Raw genomic sequence first — 16540 nt, forward strand, 5'->3', positions numbered from 1 at the left:
AACAACACTCAGGAGACAGCGCATGATCGAGATCGTGGTCAACGACACGCGGCACTCGCTCGACAATGTACCGGAAGACATGCCCCTGTTGTGGGTGTTGCGCGACCGGCTCAAGTTGACCGGTACGAAATTCGGCTGCGGCGGCGGCTTTTGCGGCGCGTGTACGGTGCATCTGGAAGGCGAGGCGGTGCGCTCCTGTTTGCTGCCGATTGCGGCGGTGGCGGGCAAGCACATCACGACGATCGAAGGTCTCTCGCACGACGGTAGGCACCCGCTGCAACTCGCATGGGTTGCCGAGGACGTGCCGCAATGCGGCTATTGTCAGTCCGGTCAGTTGATGCAGGCGGCCTCGTTCCTGAAGGACAAGCCCACGGTCAACGATGAGACGATTGCCACCGCCATGTCGGGCAACATCTGCCGCTGCGGGACCTACTCGCGGATCAGGAAGGCGATCAAGCGCGCGGCTTCGGGTGATCCGGCGCTTGCGTCGGTCACGTGGGTCGAGCCCGTCTGCGCTTCCGCCTGCGCCTCCGTGAAAGAGGAGGCTTGAATGCGCAACGACAAGCAAGCGCTGAACAGCGCACACGGTGCGGCGCGTAGACGCTTCATCAAACAGAGTTCTGCATTGTTGGCATCGGGTCTCGCGATCGGCTTTCAATTGCCCGAAGCATTAGCGGGTAATACGAACGCAAGCGGCGATCCTAAACCGCAAACCGGCGAGTTCGAGCCGAACGCCTGGGTGCGCGTGCTCCCGGACGATACGATCAAGCTGGTCGTCCATAAACACGACTCCGGCACAGGCACGCGCACCGCATTGGCTGCGGTCGTCGCTGAAGAACTCGATGTCGATCCGTTTCGCGTGGATGTGATCACGCCGGAGAATCCGTTCTTTGGGGATTACATTCATCCGTTGTGGAAAGTGTTCTCGACCGGCGGCAGTACCAGCGTCGCGCTTGAGTACGATCGCTTGCGGCGTGCGGGTGCAACCGCACGTGCCATGTTGATCGAAGCTGCCGCGAAACAATGGAACGTGGCGCCGTCTGCGTTGACGACTGACAACGGGTTCGTCGTCGACAAGGCGAGCGGCAAGCGCGCGAACTACGGATCGTTGGCGAGCGTAGCGGCGCAATTGCCCGCGCCGAAAGACGTCGCGTTGAAAGATCCTTCGCAGTTCAAATACATCGGCAAGCTGCAGAAAAAGCGCGGCGCCGATCTGAAGGCAAGAGGGGCGTTTCCGTACAGCATCGATGTGTCGGTGCCGGGGATGCTGGTCGCTGTCGTCACGCGCTCGCCGATCATCGATGGACGGGTGCGCAGCGTCGATGCGAAGGAGACCTTGGCGGTGCCGGGGGTACGGCAGGTGTTGCAGATTCCTTGCCGCCCCGACATTCTCGGCGGCAATCAGGAAGGGGTCGCCGTGCTGGCCGATGACTACTGGTCGGCGCACAAGGGCCAGGCGGCGCTGCATGTCGAATGGGACGATAGTCCGCTCGAAACTTTCGACAGCAGCACGCTGGCCGCGCATCAAGCCGCATGGCTCGACGATCCCGCTACGCGTGTCGTGCCAACGATTCAAACCGGCGATGCGAAGACCGCGTGGCCGCATGGTGCGCGTGTGGTCGAAGCTTCGTATTCGATGCCCTACAAGGCGCAGAATCCGTTGGAGCCGATCAACGTCACCGCATGGGCGAGGGACGGCGGCATCGAGTACTGGGGCGGCTTGCAGGTGCCTTCTACCGTGCAGGAGGCTGCCGAGGTGATCGGCGGCATTCCAGCCGACCGTGTGGTGCTGCATGAGCTTGTGTCGGGCGGCAGCTTCGGGTCACGCGAATCGAAGTACTGGCTCTTCGAAGTCACGTTTCTCACGCTGAAAACCGGCAAACCCGTGAAGATGATGAACAGCCGCGAAGACGAAATGCGCGCGCTGTATTACCACTCGGCGAGCTATCACCGAGGCAAGGCCGCGCTCGATGCGCAGGGCAATTTGACCACGCTGCAACTGCGCGCGGTGATGCCCGCCTCGCCCGAGCAATGGGAGCCGGGTTACTTCGACCGTCCCGACCGGATGGACTACAGCACCACCGAGGCGATCAGCAAATACGAATTCGCTTACGGCGCGCCGCATGTCGATATTGGTTGGGTGCGTCATGAGACCGGCGTGCCGACCGGTTGGTATCGGGCGGTGAGTTATATCCCGAATGTGTTTTCGGTGGAGTCGTTTATGGATGAGGCTGCGCATGCTGGGCAGCGCGATCCGGTTGATTTCAGGCTCGCGCATATGAAGGATCCGCGGCATAAGGCCGTGTTGCGCGAGGCGGCGGAGCGGGCGGGGTGGGGTAAGCCGTTGCCTGCTGGTACGGCGTTGGGTGTTGCGACGAATCAGGCGTATAGCAGCTATGTTGCGGTGGTGGCGCGGGTGGTTCGCAAGGGCGATGCGGTTGTGGTTGAGAAGCTGACGTGTGTGGCGGATTGCGGGTTGGCTGTGTCGCCGGGTGGGGTTGAAGAACAACTGTATGGCGGGCTGATGTGGGGGTTAGGGCATGCGACGGCGGATCGCATCGACATTCGGCATGGTCAGGTCGAGCAGAAGAACTTTGATACGTATCGCGTGATGCGCATGAGTGATATGCCGGAGATCGAGATTCAGATCGTGCAGGGGGATCCGGCTAAACCGGGTGGCGTTGGGGAGTTGTCGAGTCCTTCGGTGGCGCCGGCGGTAGCGAATGCGGTGTTTAAGCTGACCGGGCGGAGGTTGAGGGATACGCCGTTTGATTTGGAGAAAGTGGCGGCGCAAGCGGGCGCCCCAGGGAAGGTCAATGTGAAAGCGAAGGCTTAAGCTGGCGGCTTGCGCATTGGCGTGCCAGACGCATCCAGAACGCTACATTTGTGTGTATAACTTTGGATGGCGCCCTGCTATTCTGTTTGAATTGCACGCTGCCCTCTCCGCGGACGGCGAATTTCCTGATCGAGCGTCGTCATGAGATCGTCAGGCCTCAGGGTGCGCAGGTTCAGCTCGGCGGCTCAGGAGCGCGCGTTCCGGTGGGACTACGCGCGCCGGTTCTCCGGACAGCGGAGGCTCGCCATCACAATCTTCACCGCGTTGTGGGTCGCATTTTCCATCCGCGACTTCTGCCGGTTAGACGCGCTCGATCCCGCCCATCTGCACCACAACGAGCTAATTCTCCTGAGAGTCGCCGCAGCGATCGGAATGGCGATTCCCGTGCTGTTCTGGACCCCGCGCGCACTCGACGAACGTTGGGCCGTCTGGCTGCTTAGTGTCTGGACGATCAGTTGCTGGTTCAGCTGCCTGAGAATGCTGCAGTTCTATCCGGGCGACGTTGGCTGGCGGGAAATCTACCCGGTGCTGATGTTTTGCCTTTTCCTGATATTCATGGCCTTTCGGCTTCGGGTGATCACGGCGGCGTGGCTAATCGGGATATGCATCGTCAGTTATCTGATCATGCTTTATTTCAAACCCGTCGGCGGGAGTGTCGAACTGCGCGTGGAGTCGGTGGCTGCGCACGCCACGATGCTGCCGATCATGTCGGTCGTCGGCGTGCTGCTCAGTATCCCGCTGGAACGTGCCGCGAGGCGCGAATTCATGTACCGGCGCACCTTGCGCGCGGCCAAGGCGCGCGTCGAAGCGGCGTCGCGCGCGGTCAACGAGCAGAACAGACGCATGCAAGAGCTCGTCAGGGAGAAAGAGCGATTCTTTTCATCGGCGTATCACGACATCCAGCAGCCTCTCGCCGCAATCAACCTTTTCATCCGCAGCGCCCGGACGAGGATCAGGGACGGCTACGCCGTGGATCGCGAGCTCGATGTCATCGAGGAGACCGCGTCCGACATCCTCGACATGTTCAAGGACATTCAGGACTACAGCGAGCTGGGCTCATATGTTCCCCGTGTCGTACCGGTCGATACCCTCGGCCTGTTGACCGAGGTCTTCGAGCAATACCGGGAGACGGCCCGGTTGCGCGGCATCGAACTAAGAATCGCGGGGCGGCGACGCGCCCCGCCCTCCATCGAGACCGACCGATCGCTCTTCAAGCGGTCCGTATCGAATCTCGTATCGAACGCGATCAAGAACACGCCATCGGGCGGCGTTGTGCTTGGCTGGGTGCAACTGAATGACCGGCTGCGCGTCGATGTATGGGATACCGGCATCGGCATTGCGCCCGCCCATCGGGACGCGATCTTCTCCGAGTACTATCAGATCAACAATCCGGGGCGCGACCGTTCGAAAGGGCTGGGACTGGGGCTCTCGATTGTGCATCGTGCGATCCATATTCTGCCGGGACACGGCATGAGTTTCGCCTCCGTGGAAGGGCGCGGATCGCGCTTTTCCCTTTACGCGACGGTTTCGGCATCAACCCCGACCGTCGGGGCAAATGCTCAGGATGGCGACGTGTACATGCCCGATCTCACTGGCACGTTCATACTCCTGTGCGACGATGAACCTACCGTCCTCGAAGGTCTGAGGCGTCTTTTCTCAAGCGCGGGCGCGCTCGTGCACGCCGCCGAGTCGATGGCTGGATTCGAAGCCCTCCTTGCCGATGACAGCCGCATTCCCGATCTCATCATCGCCGATATCCGTCTGCGCGAAGGAGCCACCGGCAAGGAGGTTGCTGATCGGATCAGGCGTCATTTCGCGTGGGCGGGCGTTATTCCCGTCGCATTTATCACCGGCGAGCTGCTGTCCGATCACATCCTTCGCGACTTCCCCGAACCGTTCGTGCTATTGCGCAAGTCCTCCGCCCCCAAAGACCTGCTGGCGGAGATCAGCCGGTATGTGAGCGCTCAGCGGAAGATGAATCTCGATCGCGCGAACGATCACTGACTGAAAACATCCCGAGCGTAATGCCCGTCTCTGCCAGCACCGTCACGCCGTTTGCAAGGCCCGATGGTCCTTTTGGTACGCTTGATTCGTCTAATGATGGGTGAAATCCGCCACTTTTTAGGCGACGCCATATAGATCAGCCGCCACTGTGTACTATCTGACCTGAAGACACCGGACGGTCAGTACCGATTTAGCCATCCGCCGACGTGTAATCGCAGCTCGGCTCGAAGACAGTTCTGGGAGACGATGGAATGCGCGTACTGATCGTCGACGACCATGAACTGTTCAGAGCCGGATTGGCGCTTCTACTGAGGGAGCTCTTTCCGAACATCGAGTTGCTGCACGCGAGCACATTGTCGCAGGGGGTGAATCATGCACTTTGCGAGCTCCTGAACATCGTTTTTCTCGATCTCGACCTGCCCGATGGCAACGGTTGCAACGCGCTTGCCGAATTGAAGGAGTCGCGACCGTCGTTACCGGTGATCGTGATATCGGCCGATGAGCGAGTGGAAACCATTAGTCGATGCATCCAACTTCGCGCCATGGGATACGTGCCCAAATCGTCGCCGCCTGAAGCGCTTCGTGCGGCGATAAGCGCGGTGCTTGCCGGGGGCGTGTTCCTACCAGCCTCCAGCATCGCCAGCCTCAGTCGTGATATGGACACTAACGAGGCTCCGGCAAATGGACCTGAGGATAGACAGCCGCGCGCTAAATCGGAAACGAGCAATGCATCCGCGCTGGGACTCACACCGAGAGAGTTCGAAACGTTGGCGTGGCTGGCGCGCGGACTTCCGTCCAAGGCCATTGCCCTGAGAATGGGGCTCGAGGACATTACGGTACGGAAATACGTCAGTCATCTGCTCGCGCATTTCAATCTGCGGCGCCGTACGGAACTCATCGTCATGCTGGCGAATAGAGGGATCAAGCTCGGCGTCCCACCGGTCACGGATCCGGCGCTTGACCGAAGCCTGCCGGCTGCTGAGGGACAACCAACCGACTGACTTCAAGCCAGCGTGCTTTCATTCCAGCGAAAGCGGCGCCCGTGGTCATGGATGCACAACGCCCTCGTGCGTAGCCACAGCGCGATAAAACAGAAAAACAGGTCGCCATCCCTACCATCAGCCACAAATGTATCAGTGACGTGACGTGACGTGACGTGCGCTCGCCCCGCACCTGGACAGTTCAGGAAGGCGCGCCGTCGGGCGGCGAGTATCCGACATGTCACCGGAATCGGACGATGACAGTGCCTACATCTTTCGCCGACGATTGCTGTCCACCGCCTACGCATGTGCGTTGCGACGGCGTTTCGCCTGACCAAGAATGAATATGACAGCAACGCTGAGGGGCATTCGTCGAGTGCGCCCGGGGCGGTTGGTCGTCGTGATGAGCTGAACCGGCCTTGGCTCGTGCGAAGACTGCTGTAATTCGAGCTCAGGGCACGCGAATAACGAATCGCGTGAATGGAAAACTCAACGTAGATAAAGGAACCAACATGAAATCGCCACTGATAGTCGCATCCACTGTCGTGCTCTTTGTCATGGCCGGTGTTGCGCATTCGCAAGGCACACCGCAAGCCTCTCAACCCGCCCCGCAAGAAAACGACGCAACCCAAGCCTCTGACCCGAGTGCGGGGATGGAAGCATACGGCGGCACGCCTGACACACGGGTACAAAGCGGTGCAAAACATGCCAGACCGTGCCGGATGGATCCACAATGCAACGTTTTTTTCGGAGGGAGCTAACAAAGATCTGGCGGCGCGCGAGCCATGACTGGAAAGTACCTGATGCCGGTGTTGCGAAGGGGACGAAATCCTTGGTCCGGCTTACCGAGTTCGCTGTCACTCCCCGGCCGCAAGTTCGGCGTCGCTAACGCAACCCGTTGATGACGAAAAGGTGAAGAAATGAAAGTGCAACCCTCGACTGTAACCATCGTGCTATTCCTGCTCACTGCGGCTGGCACTGCCGACTCTCAGGAAATGCAACCGTCAGGCGTCGCTAGCCACACATCCAGTCAGCAGCCAATAAATTCAACGCAGCGGGCGATGCCGATGGACGGCGACAGTCCGTGGGACTATGGAGCCCAATCGGGCGGACGAAATGGTTACGGCAAAACCCGAGACGGTCAACCGTGCGTGGTGGGCCTGTCGTGCGATATCTATCAGGGTAGTTAAGCTGGGTGGGAAACAAACGGCTTTGCCTATTCAAAACCTAACCGTGGCGCTGACCAACGACACGTCGTATCCGTCCGCAGTCCCGTCGTCGCGGCATCTCGTGCGTCCCGAGGTACTCGCCGACCCGGCCGTGTTCCCGTCGCCCGAGGTGTACCACACGCTTGTCATCAGCAAGCCGATCACGGCGCCGCTGATGCGCCTCCAGAACCGTCTATGGGCGAAGCTCAAGACCGATTGATCCGGCTTCCTTGTCCGTTGTATGCGCCCGGCCGCGTGGGCCGGGCGGGAGCCAAACGATCCGAAGGTCGCTCAGGGAATCAGCAGCTCGCGACGCCCGTCCGGGAGCTCGACGCGCTCGCCCGGGAACGGCAGGCGCTGGTCGGCGCGGTAGTTGTAAAGGACGCGCGCCGCCGCAATCTGCGCGAAGTCCAGCACGACGGTGTGGCGGCTCTCCTCGCGCCCCGCCTCGAAGAGCATGCGCCCGAACGGATCCACAGCGGCGCTGCCACCCGCAAACGTGAGATCGCCTCTGCCCTCGCCGACCCGGTTCGCCATCACGGCAAAGACCTGGTTTTCCTGAGCACGCGCCATGATCGCCGTGCGGTGGACGTGGCCGAACGGCTCCATGTTGCCATTCGTCACGAGCAAAAGATCCGCGCCCAGTTCGACGAGTGCGCGTGCGCTCTCGGCAAACTCAACGTCATAGCAGATCAGCAGGCCCAGGCGCACGCCGCGCCATTCGACCATCGCGTATCGATCGCCGGGTAGCACGACGCCATGCTCGGAGACCCACAGGTGGGTTTTGCGGTAGCTGAGCGCGACGCCCTCCGGCGTGACGAACACTGTCGTGTTGTAGAACTGGCCGCGATCGTGCTCGATCAGTCCCGCCACCACGGCGACGTCGTGCTCGCGCGCGGCGTCCTTGATTGCGCGAACACTCGGGCCGTCGAGTGGCTCGGCCAGCGCAGCAAGCTCTTCGACATCCAGGAAGCCGGTCAGCTGGGCTTCGGGGAACATGACGATGTCTGTGTCCGCGGCACGGGTGGCGATCGCCTGCAATGTGCGGTTCAGGTTGTAGACCGTGTCGCCGTCGCGACCCGCCAGTTGTACGATTTCGATCTTCATGGTTGGACCTTGTTTGATTAGCGGATCTTTGGCCGCATACTCTTGAGATTTCGCCTTGGGGGCGAATCCCAGTATGACTTTCGCCGCCGACTTTAATAATCACGTCGATTGGTTAACCCGACGGGGGTACGCGCATGAATCTCACCTTGCAGGACGTAGCGTGGCACCGATCGGTCGGCCAGCTCATCGAGTGTGTCGATCGTCCGGGCTTCTGGCTTGCGCTGACACGGCACCTCAACGAGTACGTGAGCGTCGACAGCTGGGTCGCGCTGCTATTCAGCGACGGCCGCCCGCACGTGTTCGCCGAATCGCAGTATGAAGGCGACGGCCCGGATCCGCTCTTCAACGACTACGTGAAGGGTCTGTATCTGCTGGATCCTTTCTATATCGCCAATCGTGAGGCGCCGAAGAGCGGGCTCTTCAGTCTTTCCGATGTAGCACCCGAGTGCTTCGATCAGACCGATTACTATAAGCTGTATTTCACGCATAACGTCGTCGCGGACGAGGTGCAATACAACGTCCAGCTCGACGACACGCGAACGCTTTGTCTTTCGCTCGGCAGCAAGAAGCGCCTCAGTCCGGAGGAGATTGCCCTGCTCGACCTGGTGCGGCCCTGGGTGGCCGCGTTGATGCGGCAACGGATTTTCTTCGAAGGTGTACTCGCGGAGAAGAGTGCCGCGCCTCAGACGCCTCCATGGCAAGGCAGTCTCGAAGAGGCGATGAAGCAGCGCGGCACCCCACTGACGGCGCGCGAGCTGGATGTGGTCAGGCTGATGCTGAGCGGTCTCTCGAACAAGGAGATTGCGCACAAGCTTGCGATCTCCGCCGAGACGGTGAAGGTCCATCGCCGGAACGTCTATGGGAAGCTCGATATCAAATCGCAGTCCGAGCTATTCTCGCTGTTCCTGAAGGCACAGATCGAGTCGTAGCGATCGGTCGCTCAGCCTCGGATTAGAGGCTGAGCACTTCCGCGTTTCTTCGATGTCCGCGTCAGAGTTCAACCGACGGCGGCCGTGTCGCTGCCTGGTCGACCAAGGAAGGTGGCGATACTGCCTGAATGAGCGCCGCGGCGTTCGTTGGAATACGTCGCCAATCAGGACTTGATAAACGCGAGCAGGTCGGCGTTGATCTGCTCCGCATGGGTGGTCGGCATCCCGTGTGGCAATCCCGGATACGATTTAAGGGTTCCGTGCTTCAAAAGTTTGACGGACTTTGCGCCAGTGGTGGGAAACGGGCATATCTGATCGTCCTCGCCGTGCATCACGAGTACTGGAACATCGATTATCGCCAGATCGTCGTAGAACTCGGTTTCCGACAGCACCTTGACGCAATCGTATTGGGCCTTGATGCCGCCCATCATGCCCTGCCGCCACCAGTTCTCGCGAATTCCTTCGGACACTGTCGCGCCAGGCCGGTTGAAACCATAGAATGGAATCGTGATGTCCTGGTAAAACTGCGACCGGTGATTTGCCGTGCCGTTGCGTATCTCATCGACAACTTTCCTTGGAACGCCGTCAGGATTCTTTTCCGATTGGATGAAAAGTGGCGGAATTGCGCTGATGAGCACCGCCTTCGCTACGCGTCCGTTTCCGGTGCCGTGTCGGGCGACATACCGTGTTACCTCGCCTCCGCCTGTGGAATGACCGATATGCACCGCATTTTTCAGATCGAGCGCCTTGACGAGCTCGGCGACGTCGGCCGCGTAGGTGTCCATGTCGTTGCCGCGAATGGTTTGGGTGGAGCGCCCATGACCTCGGCGATCATGAGCGATTACCCGGTATCCGTGATCCAGGAAAAACATTAACTGCGCATCCCAATCGTCTGCGGAAAGAGGCCATCCATGATGGAACACCAGTGGTTCGCCTGTGCCCCAGTCCTTGTAGAAAATTTGAGTTCCGTCTGCGGTCGTGATGTATGAACTTCCAGTATTCGCTTCCATCTCGTATCCTTTAAGGTCGGTTTTGACGAAGGGATAACTGTTCTAAGCGCAGACGCAACTTAACGAAGCCGGTATCTCAGCATCGCGTGGAAAACTGGGAACCAACGGTTGGCCGATTAAAATTTGCGCACACCGGCTCCCCGGCCGCACACGCCTCGGCTTCCGTTGAAATCGGGTCTGCCGTCGTCAGAGTATTCGGCGTGCCTAAACACCGCAACGGACGAAAGTGACAAAAAACATGGCAAAAACGGCACTGGTTTCGGCCCCTCAGATCGAGATCGGACTTGCTTGCGATGCGGGCACTTCGAACGCGGGTATCTACGGTCTGACAGACCTGTTTACCTACGCCGGCGAGTTCGCGGCTAAGCGGCATGGCGGCTCTGCGCGATCAGCGGTCCGCATTACGCACTGGCGAGCGGACGACGACGCGACTGGGGTCCGCTGTGCATACGACAGTTGCCCAAGCTCATCTCACGCGTTGTCGCTAGTTGTGATCCCAGGGAATGTGCAAGCCCCCGGGAGACCCGAAAAGCTTAGTCCGCTACTGCACTGGCTTCGTGAAAAACACGCCGAAGGCGTGGTCCTCGCTGCGGTATGCGGTGGCGTTTTTATCCTGGCAAGAACCGGGCTTCTAGCGGGCCGGCAGGCGACAACACACTGGTCATTCAATGAAGTATTCGCTGAACAGTTTCCCGATGTGCTAACAGAAACCGATCACATGGTCATTGACTATGGAGACGTCGTCACGGCCGGGGGCGTGCTCGCTTGGGCGGACCTTGGGCTAAGGCTCACCGAGCGGTTTCTAGGGACACCAGTCATGCTGGAGACAGCGCGTTTCATGCTCGTTGATCCTCCTGGACGCGAGCAGCGCTTCTACAGCGAATTCGATCCGAGAACGAAACACGGGGACAGAGCGATATTGAGGGCACAGCTTTGGCTGCTCACTCAGCGCGAGCGTCCTGTCAGCGTTGCTGATCTTGCACAGCATGCTGATCTTGAACAGCGGACATTTCTGCGTCGTTTTGTTGCAGCCACCGGCATGAAGCCAAGCGAGTATCAGCAGCGGCTTCGGATTACACGAGCACGCGAAATGCTGGAGTTTTCGCAGGATACCGTTGAAGACATTTCGTGGAGCCTTGGCTATGGCGACGTCGCAGGGTTTCGTCGCGTGTTCCGCAAGGTCATGGGCCTAACGCCTTCCGACTATCGAAGACGGTTTTGCCAACCGACTTTGCAACGGGCCTCGTCTGTACCTGATCGTCTCATTGCGACCTCACAGCAGTCGCTTGTTGAAGGGGAGTAAGGGGCCCGTTCAGGGTCGAGAAGTGCTGCCGTTCCTTGTTTGGTACATGCGCGTGAAGATTGACCGGTTATCTCGAACGCTTGATCGACTGCAGAAAATCCATTTCGAGCATCGTTCTAGAGTCACACGGAATCTCGACAACTGGCCTATTTCGACTTGCTAACTCGTACTTGTCAAAGCGACGATAAAGTCAAGAAATACCCTTGTCTTGGCCGGCATGTGATGCCGCGATGGATGGTACGCATAGAGCGGGAAGCGCTCATCCGGCCAGTCTGGGAACAGATTGACAAGCCGCCCTTCCCGAATCAGAGGTTCCGCTCCGAGCAGTAGCATCTGCGCGACGCCGGAGCCGGCCAGACACGCGTTGAGGAGTGCGCTCGGATCATTCACCGTAAGCCTTCCATTCGTCTCGACAACAAGCTTTTTGCGCTTGCGATGAAACTCCCACGGATACGGCTTTCCGGTTTCCGGGTTCCGGAATTCGAGACACCTGTGCACCCCGCGACCCAGCTCTTGAGGCTCCGCTGGCCGCCCCCGGCGAGCGAGGTACGAGGGTGCTGCGACTGTGACAACTGCGGTGTCCAGAAGCTTTCGCGCAATCAGACTGGATGAGCGGGGTTCGCCAAATCGCAAGGCCAGATCGAAGCCGTCCACGATGAGGTCGCCGAGTTGATCTCTCGCAATGAACTCGAGTTCAAGTTCAGAATGCGCATCCATGAATTCGTCGAGCTTCGGGCCCAGAACGATTCGCAAAAAAGCCGGATCAAGATTGATTCGCAGCTTCCCGCGTACTGTCACGACGCCTCCTGCCGCGGCTGCGGCCGCTTCTTCCATTCCCCTCAAGTGCGGCATGACCTGTTCGTAGAACCGTCGGCCCTCTTCCGTGAGGGAAACGGCGCGGGTCGTCCGATTGAAAAGCCGTATTTTCAGCCGCTTTTCGAGTCGAGCGATTGCCCGGCTAACCCCGGGTGGCGACATACCCATCAATTCGGAGGCGGCTGCGAACGTCCCCACGTCGACGACGGCAGCAAATACGCTGATACCGCTAGAGACATTCTCGCTGGACGATCTCATAGGCGCTCCCCGCACAGTGCGTCGAAAATCGCACTATGACGCATTAGTAACTATCCGTCATCTCACAAGTGTCATTCATGTCATTTAGTTTCTCGTCGCGTTTACCCACAATGCATCCCAACGGTCCGTTTCGACCGCAACGATCCAAAGGAGCATTGCCATGAATACCCGTCATCTCGCGCTTGCCATCGCGGCCGCCATCGCTTTCCCCGCCGCTGGATACGCTCAGGAATCCAGCTCGACCGTCACTCGTGCGCAGGTGCGCGCAGAGCTCGTACAACTGGAAGGCGTGGGCTACCGGCCCGGCCAAGCCAGTGATCCACATTACCCCGCCGACATTCAGGCCGCCGAAGCGGCTGTGGCCTCACAGAAGGACACCGGGTCGAACGTCGACAGCAGCGTGGGTGGTACGCCCATCGGATCGTCCGCTTCGGGCATTCGCGTCGCTGCGGAGGCGACCCCCGCGAATGCACCGTTCGGCGCGCTTTACGAACATCACTGATCGGACACACCCATCTACGCCAGGAGAAACTGCAATGTATGCAATCACAGGGATAACAGGAAAGGTCGGCGGTGCGGTGGCGCGCACGTTGCTCGCAGCGGGCCAGCCGGTACGCGCGGTGGTACGCGATGCCGCTCGGGCACGTTCATGGGCTGAGCGCGGGTGTGAAGTGGTGACAGCCGACATGGACGACGCAGCGGCCCTTACCGCCGCTTTTGAGGGCACGCAAGGCGTTTTCATTCTGCCGCCGTCCGACTTCGATCCGTCGCCGGGCTTTCCCGGAGCGCGTGCTGTCATTGACGCCGTGCGCGGGGCGCTTCAGTCGGCGGGGCCAGAGAAGGTCGTTTGCCTGTCGACGATTGGCGCGCAGGCCGCCGAGACTAATCTGCTCACGCAACGCACGCTGATGGAACAGGCTCTGAGCACGCTGCCCATGCCGGTCACGTTTCTGCGACCAGGCTGGTTCATGGAGAACGCAGCGTGGGATGTGGCGCCGGCCCGCGATACGGGGACTATTCCCAGCTTTTTGCAACCGCTCGACAAGCCCGTACCGATGGTCGCCACGGCAGACGTCGGCCGCGTTGCCGCACAACTGCTTCTGGAGGTCTGGCGTGGGGTGCGTGTCGTCGAGCTGGAGGGGCCAAAGCGTGTAACTCCGATCGACATCGCGGACACGTTTGCCAGAATTCTTGGCCGCGCAGTAGTCGCGGAAATCGTTCAGCGTGACACGTGGGAGGCGCTGTTCCGCTCCCAGGGTATGAAGGAACCGTTGCCGCGCATGCGCATGCTCGACGGGTTCAATGAAGGCTGGATCGCCTTCGAAGGCGAGGAAGCCGACATCGTCAAGGGCGAAGTGGAACTGGAAACCGTTCTGCGAGGCCTCGTCTCGCAGGCGGACTAACGCGGACGCACCCGGTGACGCGTACAGGATGTCGCGTTGCCGGGTGCTATGCGCTCATCATTCATCAAGGGATTCGCTATGGAATACAGCACACTCGGCAGCTCAGGGCTGCGCATTTCCCGTCTTTGTCTTGGCGCCATGACCTTTGGTGCCGGTACCGGAATCTGGGGCGAAATTGCCGGCCTCGACCGTGCCCAGGCCACACGGCTTGTCGCGATGGCCGTCGAGCGCGGTATCAACCTGATCGATACAGCTGACGCCTATTCGCAAGGGCACTCTGAAGCGGTCGTCGGTCAGGCGTTGGCTGACCTCGGACTTGACGAATCGCGCATGCTGGTTGCCACTAAGGTCCGGTTGCGCACGGGAGCCGGCCACAACGACGTGGGCCTCGGGCGGTCGCACATCATGCGGACAGTGGAAACGAGTCTTCGGCGTATCGGTCGGGACCATATCGACCTTTTCCAGTTGCACGACCGTGACGCACTCGTGCCGCTCGAAGAAACGCTTCGCGCGCTGGATGATCTTGTCACGCAGGGAAAGGTGAGGCACATCGGCGTGTGCAATTTCAGCGCGGGCGACCTGGAGCGTGCACAGGGAATTACCAGCCGCACGCACTGGTCCCGCGTCGTCAGCAATCAGGTTCACTATGCGCTGACGAGCCGCGACGTCGAGCATGAGATCGCGCCCGTGGGGAAGGCGAATGATGTTGCGCTTCTGGTGTGGAGTCCGCTCGCGGGCGGGTACCTGAGCGGTAAGTACACGCAGGGAAGCAGCGGCGAAACCGGGCGTCGAACCAGGCTGAATTTTCCGCCGATCGATCCCGCAAAGGCGGATCCTATCGTGCGCGTATTGCGCGACATCGCTACGGAATTGAACGCGTCGCCGGCTCAGGTGGCATTGGCCTGGATTCTGGCGCGCCGTGAAGTCTGTTCCGTCATTGTAGGCGCGCGCACGCCCGACCAACTGACCGCTAACCTCGACGCTCAGCAAATCGCGTTGAACGCAGCGCAGACCGAACGTCTGAATCAGGTTTCGGAGCCGCACCTGCCATATCCTTACTGGATGCAGCAGTTCCACGACAAGGATCGAGTAGTGGTCTGATTGCTTGACCGGTGATGAGCCCGTCACTCGATCAAGGACGATCGCATCACCGTCGGCGATCCGCCAGCAGGAAAGCGTCCGATCATGGATCTGGTGGTCTGGTGGTCTGGTGGTCTGGTGGTCTGGTGTTGGCCGTTTTCCGAGCTGGTCGAGACGCTCCGTGGCGATCTTTGGAGGGCGGAGAGGGGGCGCGTGTTGCCAATCGCAGGCGTTGCGAGGTTGAAGCTGCTCATGCCAATCGTATGGGGCAGGAACCGGCCAGCAGCGGTCATAGCCGTCAAGTGCAAAATCTCCTCCATAGCGGTCGTTGGTGGCGTCTATTTCACACAAAAACCGGTGCCCAACGCGGTGCACAATCCAGGGTCGCCGCACGTACGCACATTCTCGTTGACCAGCCTTTCTGACGTAATCTCGAGCTTCGTCCCACAAAGGTCATGTTATGCACATGAGGATTCTGCGGCCTTGGCCAGCTCTGCCATCGCCTGCCTTGCCGAACGAAGTTTCTTATCGCCCATGCGACTGGCGAGTTCCGCCTTGGCCCATTTCCACACTGGGAACGCATCGACCATGAGTCGACGCCCAGATGTCGTCAGAGCTAGCCGCTTTCCAGCACGGCCACGTCCGCCTGTAGCGCGGACCAAATCCCGGCCTTCCAGATTCTGAACGTTTCGGCTGAGGGTAGTTGGATCGACCCCGGCCCTATCCGCAAGGTCGACGAGCGTCGTCCCCTCGGCTGCACCGATCCCAACCAGGAGGCTGAATTGCTCGGCCGTAAGCCCAAGCGGCTTGAAGCAGGCATTGTAATACCGCGTGAGTGCACGCGCCGTCGCGCGAGCCTGGAAGCCCGGACACTCCGCTTCGACACCCTTCAAAGATTCTGGATCTAAACCGTTCACATCGACCTCGTTGACAACATCACTCTCTCATAATAATGTATATGCATTATTAGTGGAGACACAATGCCAGTTTACGTACACGTCAATCTACGCGTCATCGATTCCGCCAAGCAGGCCGCGCTTGCTCCACGCTTTCAGGCGGCGCTAAAAGAGGCGGGCGGGCAGATTCTACATTTCGGTCCAGTTGCGCAGATTCTGGAGGGGGATGAGGCGCCGCTGCCAATGGCTGGGGTGTTTGAGTTTCCGACTCTCGCCCAAGCGTTAGCCTTCTACAACTCCGAGAGGTATGCGCCGATCAAGGCCGAACGTCAGGAGGCTCAGCAAGCGCGGATGTTCATAGTCGAAACGCACTCGTGAGTGGCCGCTTTCGGAAGGCGTGATGGTCCGGAATGGGTCGCGTGCTGCCGATCGTAGTCGTGCAAGGCCGAGGTAAGTATGCGCATTGCGTGACGCGGCGCGCGGCCAATTTGATCCGCTCAGACAGGCGTTCCGACCGTTCGTTGCTGGCCCGAACGAGCCAATCATGCGTTAAAAAACCGGTCATCCAACTGCGACATGGGGCCATAACACGTTAGCACACCAGACTACCGTTCGATGTCGATGAGTATCCCCTCGCATCGCCCGCCAAAACACAGGCTGCAACTGGCGGAACTCCGTTCGGCCTCCAAGGGGTCTATGCTTGATTAGCG

16 protein-coding genes are annotated in these 16540 nt (G+C 59.9%); 12 read left to right on the forward strand and 4 right to left on the reverse strand.

All coding sequences use genetic code 11. The annotated features are described in order from the left end of the window. The first annotated feature begins 22 nt into the window (after window positions 1-22). The 6 genes from HHL24_RS16000 to HHL24_RS16025 all read left to right on the forward strand — a co-directional run bounded on the left by HHL24_RS16000 (window position 23) and on the right by HHL24_RS16025 (window position 7248). Complete coding sequence (locus HHL24_RS16000) at window positions 23-550, forward strand: (2Fe-2S)-binding protein (protein WP_169486426.1); 528 nt, start codon at window positions 23-25, stop codon at window positions 548-550. After that, window positions 551-2836, forward strand: coding sequence for a xanthine dehydrogenase family protein molybdopterin-binding subunit (locus HHL24_RS16005; RefSeq protein ID WP_169486427.1), 2286 nt, complete (start codon window positions 551-553; stop codon window positions 2834-2836). Window positions 2837-2998: 162 nt separating this feature from the next. Beyond that, window positions 2999-4840 (forward strand): ATP-binding response regulator, encoded by a 1842-nt coding sequence (locus HHL24_RS44795; RefSeq protein ID WP_169486428.1) that lies wholly within the window; start codon window positions 2999-3001, stop codon window positions 4838-4840. A gap of 251 nt (window positions 4841-5091) precedes the next feature. Next, the gene (locus tag HHL24_RS16015; RefSeq protein WP_169486429.1) at window positions 5092-5841 is read left to right on the forward strand and encodes a response regulator; all 750 of its coding nucleotides are present in this window, start codon (window positions 5092-5094) and stop codon (window positions 5839-5841) included. Between the two features lie 899 nt (window positions 5842-6740). Next, window positions 6741-7010, forward strand: a complete 270-nt coding sequence (locus tag HHL24_RS16020; RefSeq protein ID WP_169486430.1) for a hypothetical protein — start codon at window positions 6741-6743, stop codon at window positions 7008-7010. A gap of 22 nt (window positions 7011-7032) precedes the next feature. Beyond that, complete coding sequence (locus tag HHL24_RS16025) at window positions 7033-7248, forward strand: hypothetical protein (protein WP_230417483.1); 216 nt, start codon at window positions 7033-7035, stop codon at window positions 7246-7248. A gap of 71 nt (window positions 7249-7319) precedes the next feature. Here the strand turns inward: HHL24_RS16025 and HHL24_RS16030 are convergent, their stop codons facing one another. Then, on the reverse strand, window positions 7320-8135 hold the full coding sequence (locus HHL24_RS16030) for a carbon-nitrogen hydrolase family protein (protein ID WP_169486431.1): 816 nt from the start codon (window positions 8133-8135) through the stop codon (window positions 7320-7322). A 134-nt stretch (window positions 8136-8269) separates the two neighbouring features. Here HHL24_RS16030 and HHL24_RS16035 point away from each other — a divergent pair, with 134 nt between their 5' ends. Beyond that, window positions 8270-9064 (forward strand): LuxR C-terminal-related transcriptional regulator, encoded by a 795-nt coding sequence (locus tag HHL24_RS16035; protein WP_169486432.1) that lies wholly within the window; start codon window positions 8270-8272, stop codon window positions 9062-9064. Window positions 9065-9228: 164 nt separating this feature from the next. Here the strand turns inward: HHL24_RS16035 and HHL24_RS16040 are convergent, their stop codons facing one another. Then, window positions 9229-10074 carry an alpha/beta fold hydrolase gene (locus HHL24_RS16040; RefSeq protein ID WP_169486433.1) on the reverse strand — a complete coding sequence of 282 codons (846 nt, stop codon included), beginning with the start codon at window positions 10072-10074 and terminating at the stop codon, window positions 9229-9231. A 226-nt stretch (window positions 10075-10300) separates the two neighbouring features. Between HHL24_RS16040 and HHL24_RS16045 the strand changes: the two genes are divergently transcribed. Beyond that, window positions 10301-11377: a GlxA family transcriptional regulator gene (locus HHL24_RS16045; protein ID WP_329606674.1), complete on the forward strand. Its 1077-nt coding sequence runs from the start codon at window positions 10301-10303 to the stop codon at window positions 11375-11377. Window positions 11378-11536: 159 nt separating this feature from the next. Here the strand turns inward: HHL24_RS16045 and HHL24_RS16050 are convergent, their stop codons facing one another. Continuing rightward, window positions 11537-12451, reverse strand: a complete 915-nt coding sequence (locus tag HHL24_RS16050) for a LysR family transcriptional regulator (RefSeq protein ID WP_169486434.1) — start codon at window positions 12449-12451, stop codon at window positions 11537-11539. 160 nt (window positions 12452-12611) lie between these two features. On the opposite strand from HHL24_RS16050, the gene HHL24_RS16055 reads away from it, so the two are divergent. The 3 genes from HHL24_RS16055 (at window position 12612) to HHL24_RS16065 (ending at window position 14955) form a co-directional block, all read left to right on the forward strand. Beyond that, entirely contained in the window at window positions 12612-12953 is a 342-nt protein-coding gene (locus HHL24_RS16055; protein WP_169486435.1) for a DUF4148 domain-containing protein, read from the forward strand. A gap of 34 nt (window positions 12954-12987) precedes the next feature. Next, a complete protein-coding gene (locus HHL24_RS16060; protein WP_169486436.1) occupies window positions 12988-13854 on the forward strand; it encodes an NmrA family NAD(P)-binding protein in 867 nt (288 codons plus the stop codon). Window positions 13855-13932: 78 nt separating this feature from the next. Next, window positions 13933-14955, forward strand: coding sequence for an aldo/keto reductase (locus HHL24_RS16065; RefSeq protein ID WP_169486437.1), 1023 nt, complete (start codon window positions 13933-13935; stop codon window positions 14953-14955). Between the two features lie 437 nt (window positions 14956-15392). Here HHL24_RS16065 and HHL24_RS16070 read toward each other — a convergent pair whose 3' ends face one another. Beyond that, window positions 15393-15851, reverse strand: coding sequence for a MarR family winged helix-turn-helix transcriptional regulator (locus tag HHL24_RS16070; RefSeq protein WP_169486438.1), 459 nt, complete (start codon window positions 15849-15851; stop codon window positions 15393-15395). Between the two features lie 63 nt (window positions 15852-15914). On the opposite strand from HHL24_RS16070, the gene HHL24_RS16075 reads away from it, so the two are divergent. Beyond that, window positions 15915-16208: a DUF1330 domain-containing protein gene (locus HHL24_RS16075; RefSeq protein WP_169486439.1), complete on the forward strand. Its 294-nt coding sequence runs from the start codon at window positions 15915-15917 to the stop codon at window positions 16206-16208. The last annotated feature ends 332 nt before the right edge of the window (window positions 16209-16540 follow it).

Origin of the sequence: Paraburkholderia polaris (genome assembly GCF_012927345.1) — a bacterium.
GTDB classification, from domain to species: domain Bacteria; phylum Pseudomonadota; class Gammaproteobacteria; order Burkholderiales; family Burkholderiaceae; genus Paraburkholderia; species Paraburkholderia polaris.

Coding starts and splice junctions, on each gene's coding strand:
- HHL24_RS16050 (WP_169486434.1), bottom strand. CDS start 12,451: ATGAGATCGTCCAGCGAGAATGTCTCTAGCGGTATCAGCGTATTTGCT.
- HHL24_RS16030 (WP_169486431.1), bottom strand. CDS start 8,135: ATGAAGATCGAAATCGTACAACTGGCGGGTCGCGACGGCGACACGGTC.
- HHL24_RS16035 (WP_169486432.1), top strand. CDS start 8,270: ATGAATCTCACCTTGCAGGACGTAGCGTGGCACCGATCGGTCGGCCAG.
- HHL24_RS16055 (WP_169486435.1), top strand. CDS start 12,612: ATGAATACCCGTCATCTCGCGCTTGCCATCGCGGCCGCCATCGCTTTC.
- HHL24_RS16065 (WP_169486437.1), top strand. CDS start 13,933: ATGGAATACAGCACACTCGGCAGCTCAGGGCTGCGCATTTCCCGTCTT.
- HHL24_RS16000 (WP_169486426.1), top strand. CDS start 23: ATGATCGAGATCGTGGTCAACGACACGCGGCACTCGCTCGACAATGTA.
- HHL24_RS16075 (WP_169486439.1), top strand. CDS start 15,915: ATGCCAGTTTACGTACACGTCAATCTACGCGTCATCGATTCCGCCAAG.
- HHL24_RS16015 (WP_169486429.1), top strand. CDS start 5,092: ATGCGCGTACTGATCGTCGACGACCATGAACTGTTCAGAGCCGGATTG.
- HHL24_RS16005 (WP_169486427.1), top strand. CDS start 551: ATGCGCAACGACAAGCAAGCGCTGAACAGCGCACACGGTGCGGCGCGT.
- HHL24_RS16020 (WP_169486430.1), top strand. CDS start 6,741: ATGAAAGTGCAACCCTCGACTGTAACCATCGTGCTATTCCTGCTCACT.
- HHL24_RS16060 (WP_169486436.1), top strand. CDS start 12,988: ATGTATGCAATCACAGGGATAACAGGAAAGGTCGGCGGTGCGGTGGCG.
- HHL24_RS16040 (WP_169486433.1), bottom strand. CDS start 10,074: ATGGAAGCGAATACTGGAAGTTCATACATCACGACCGCAGACGGAACT.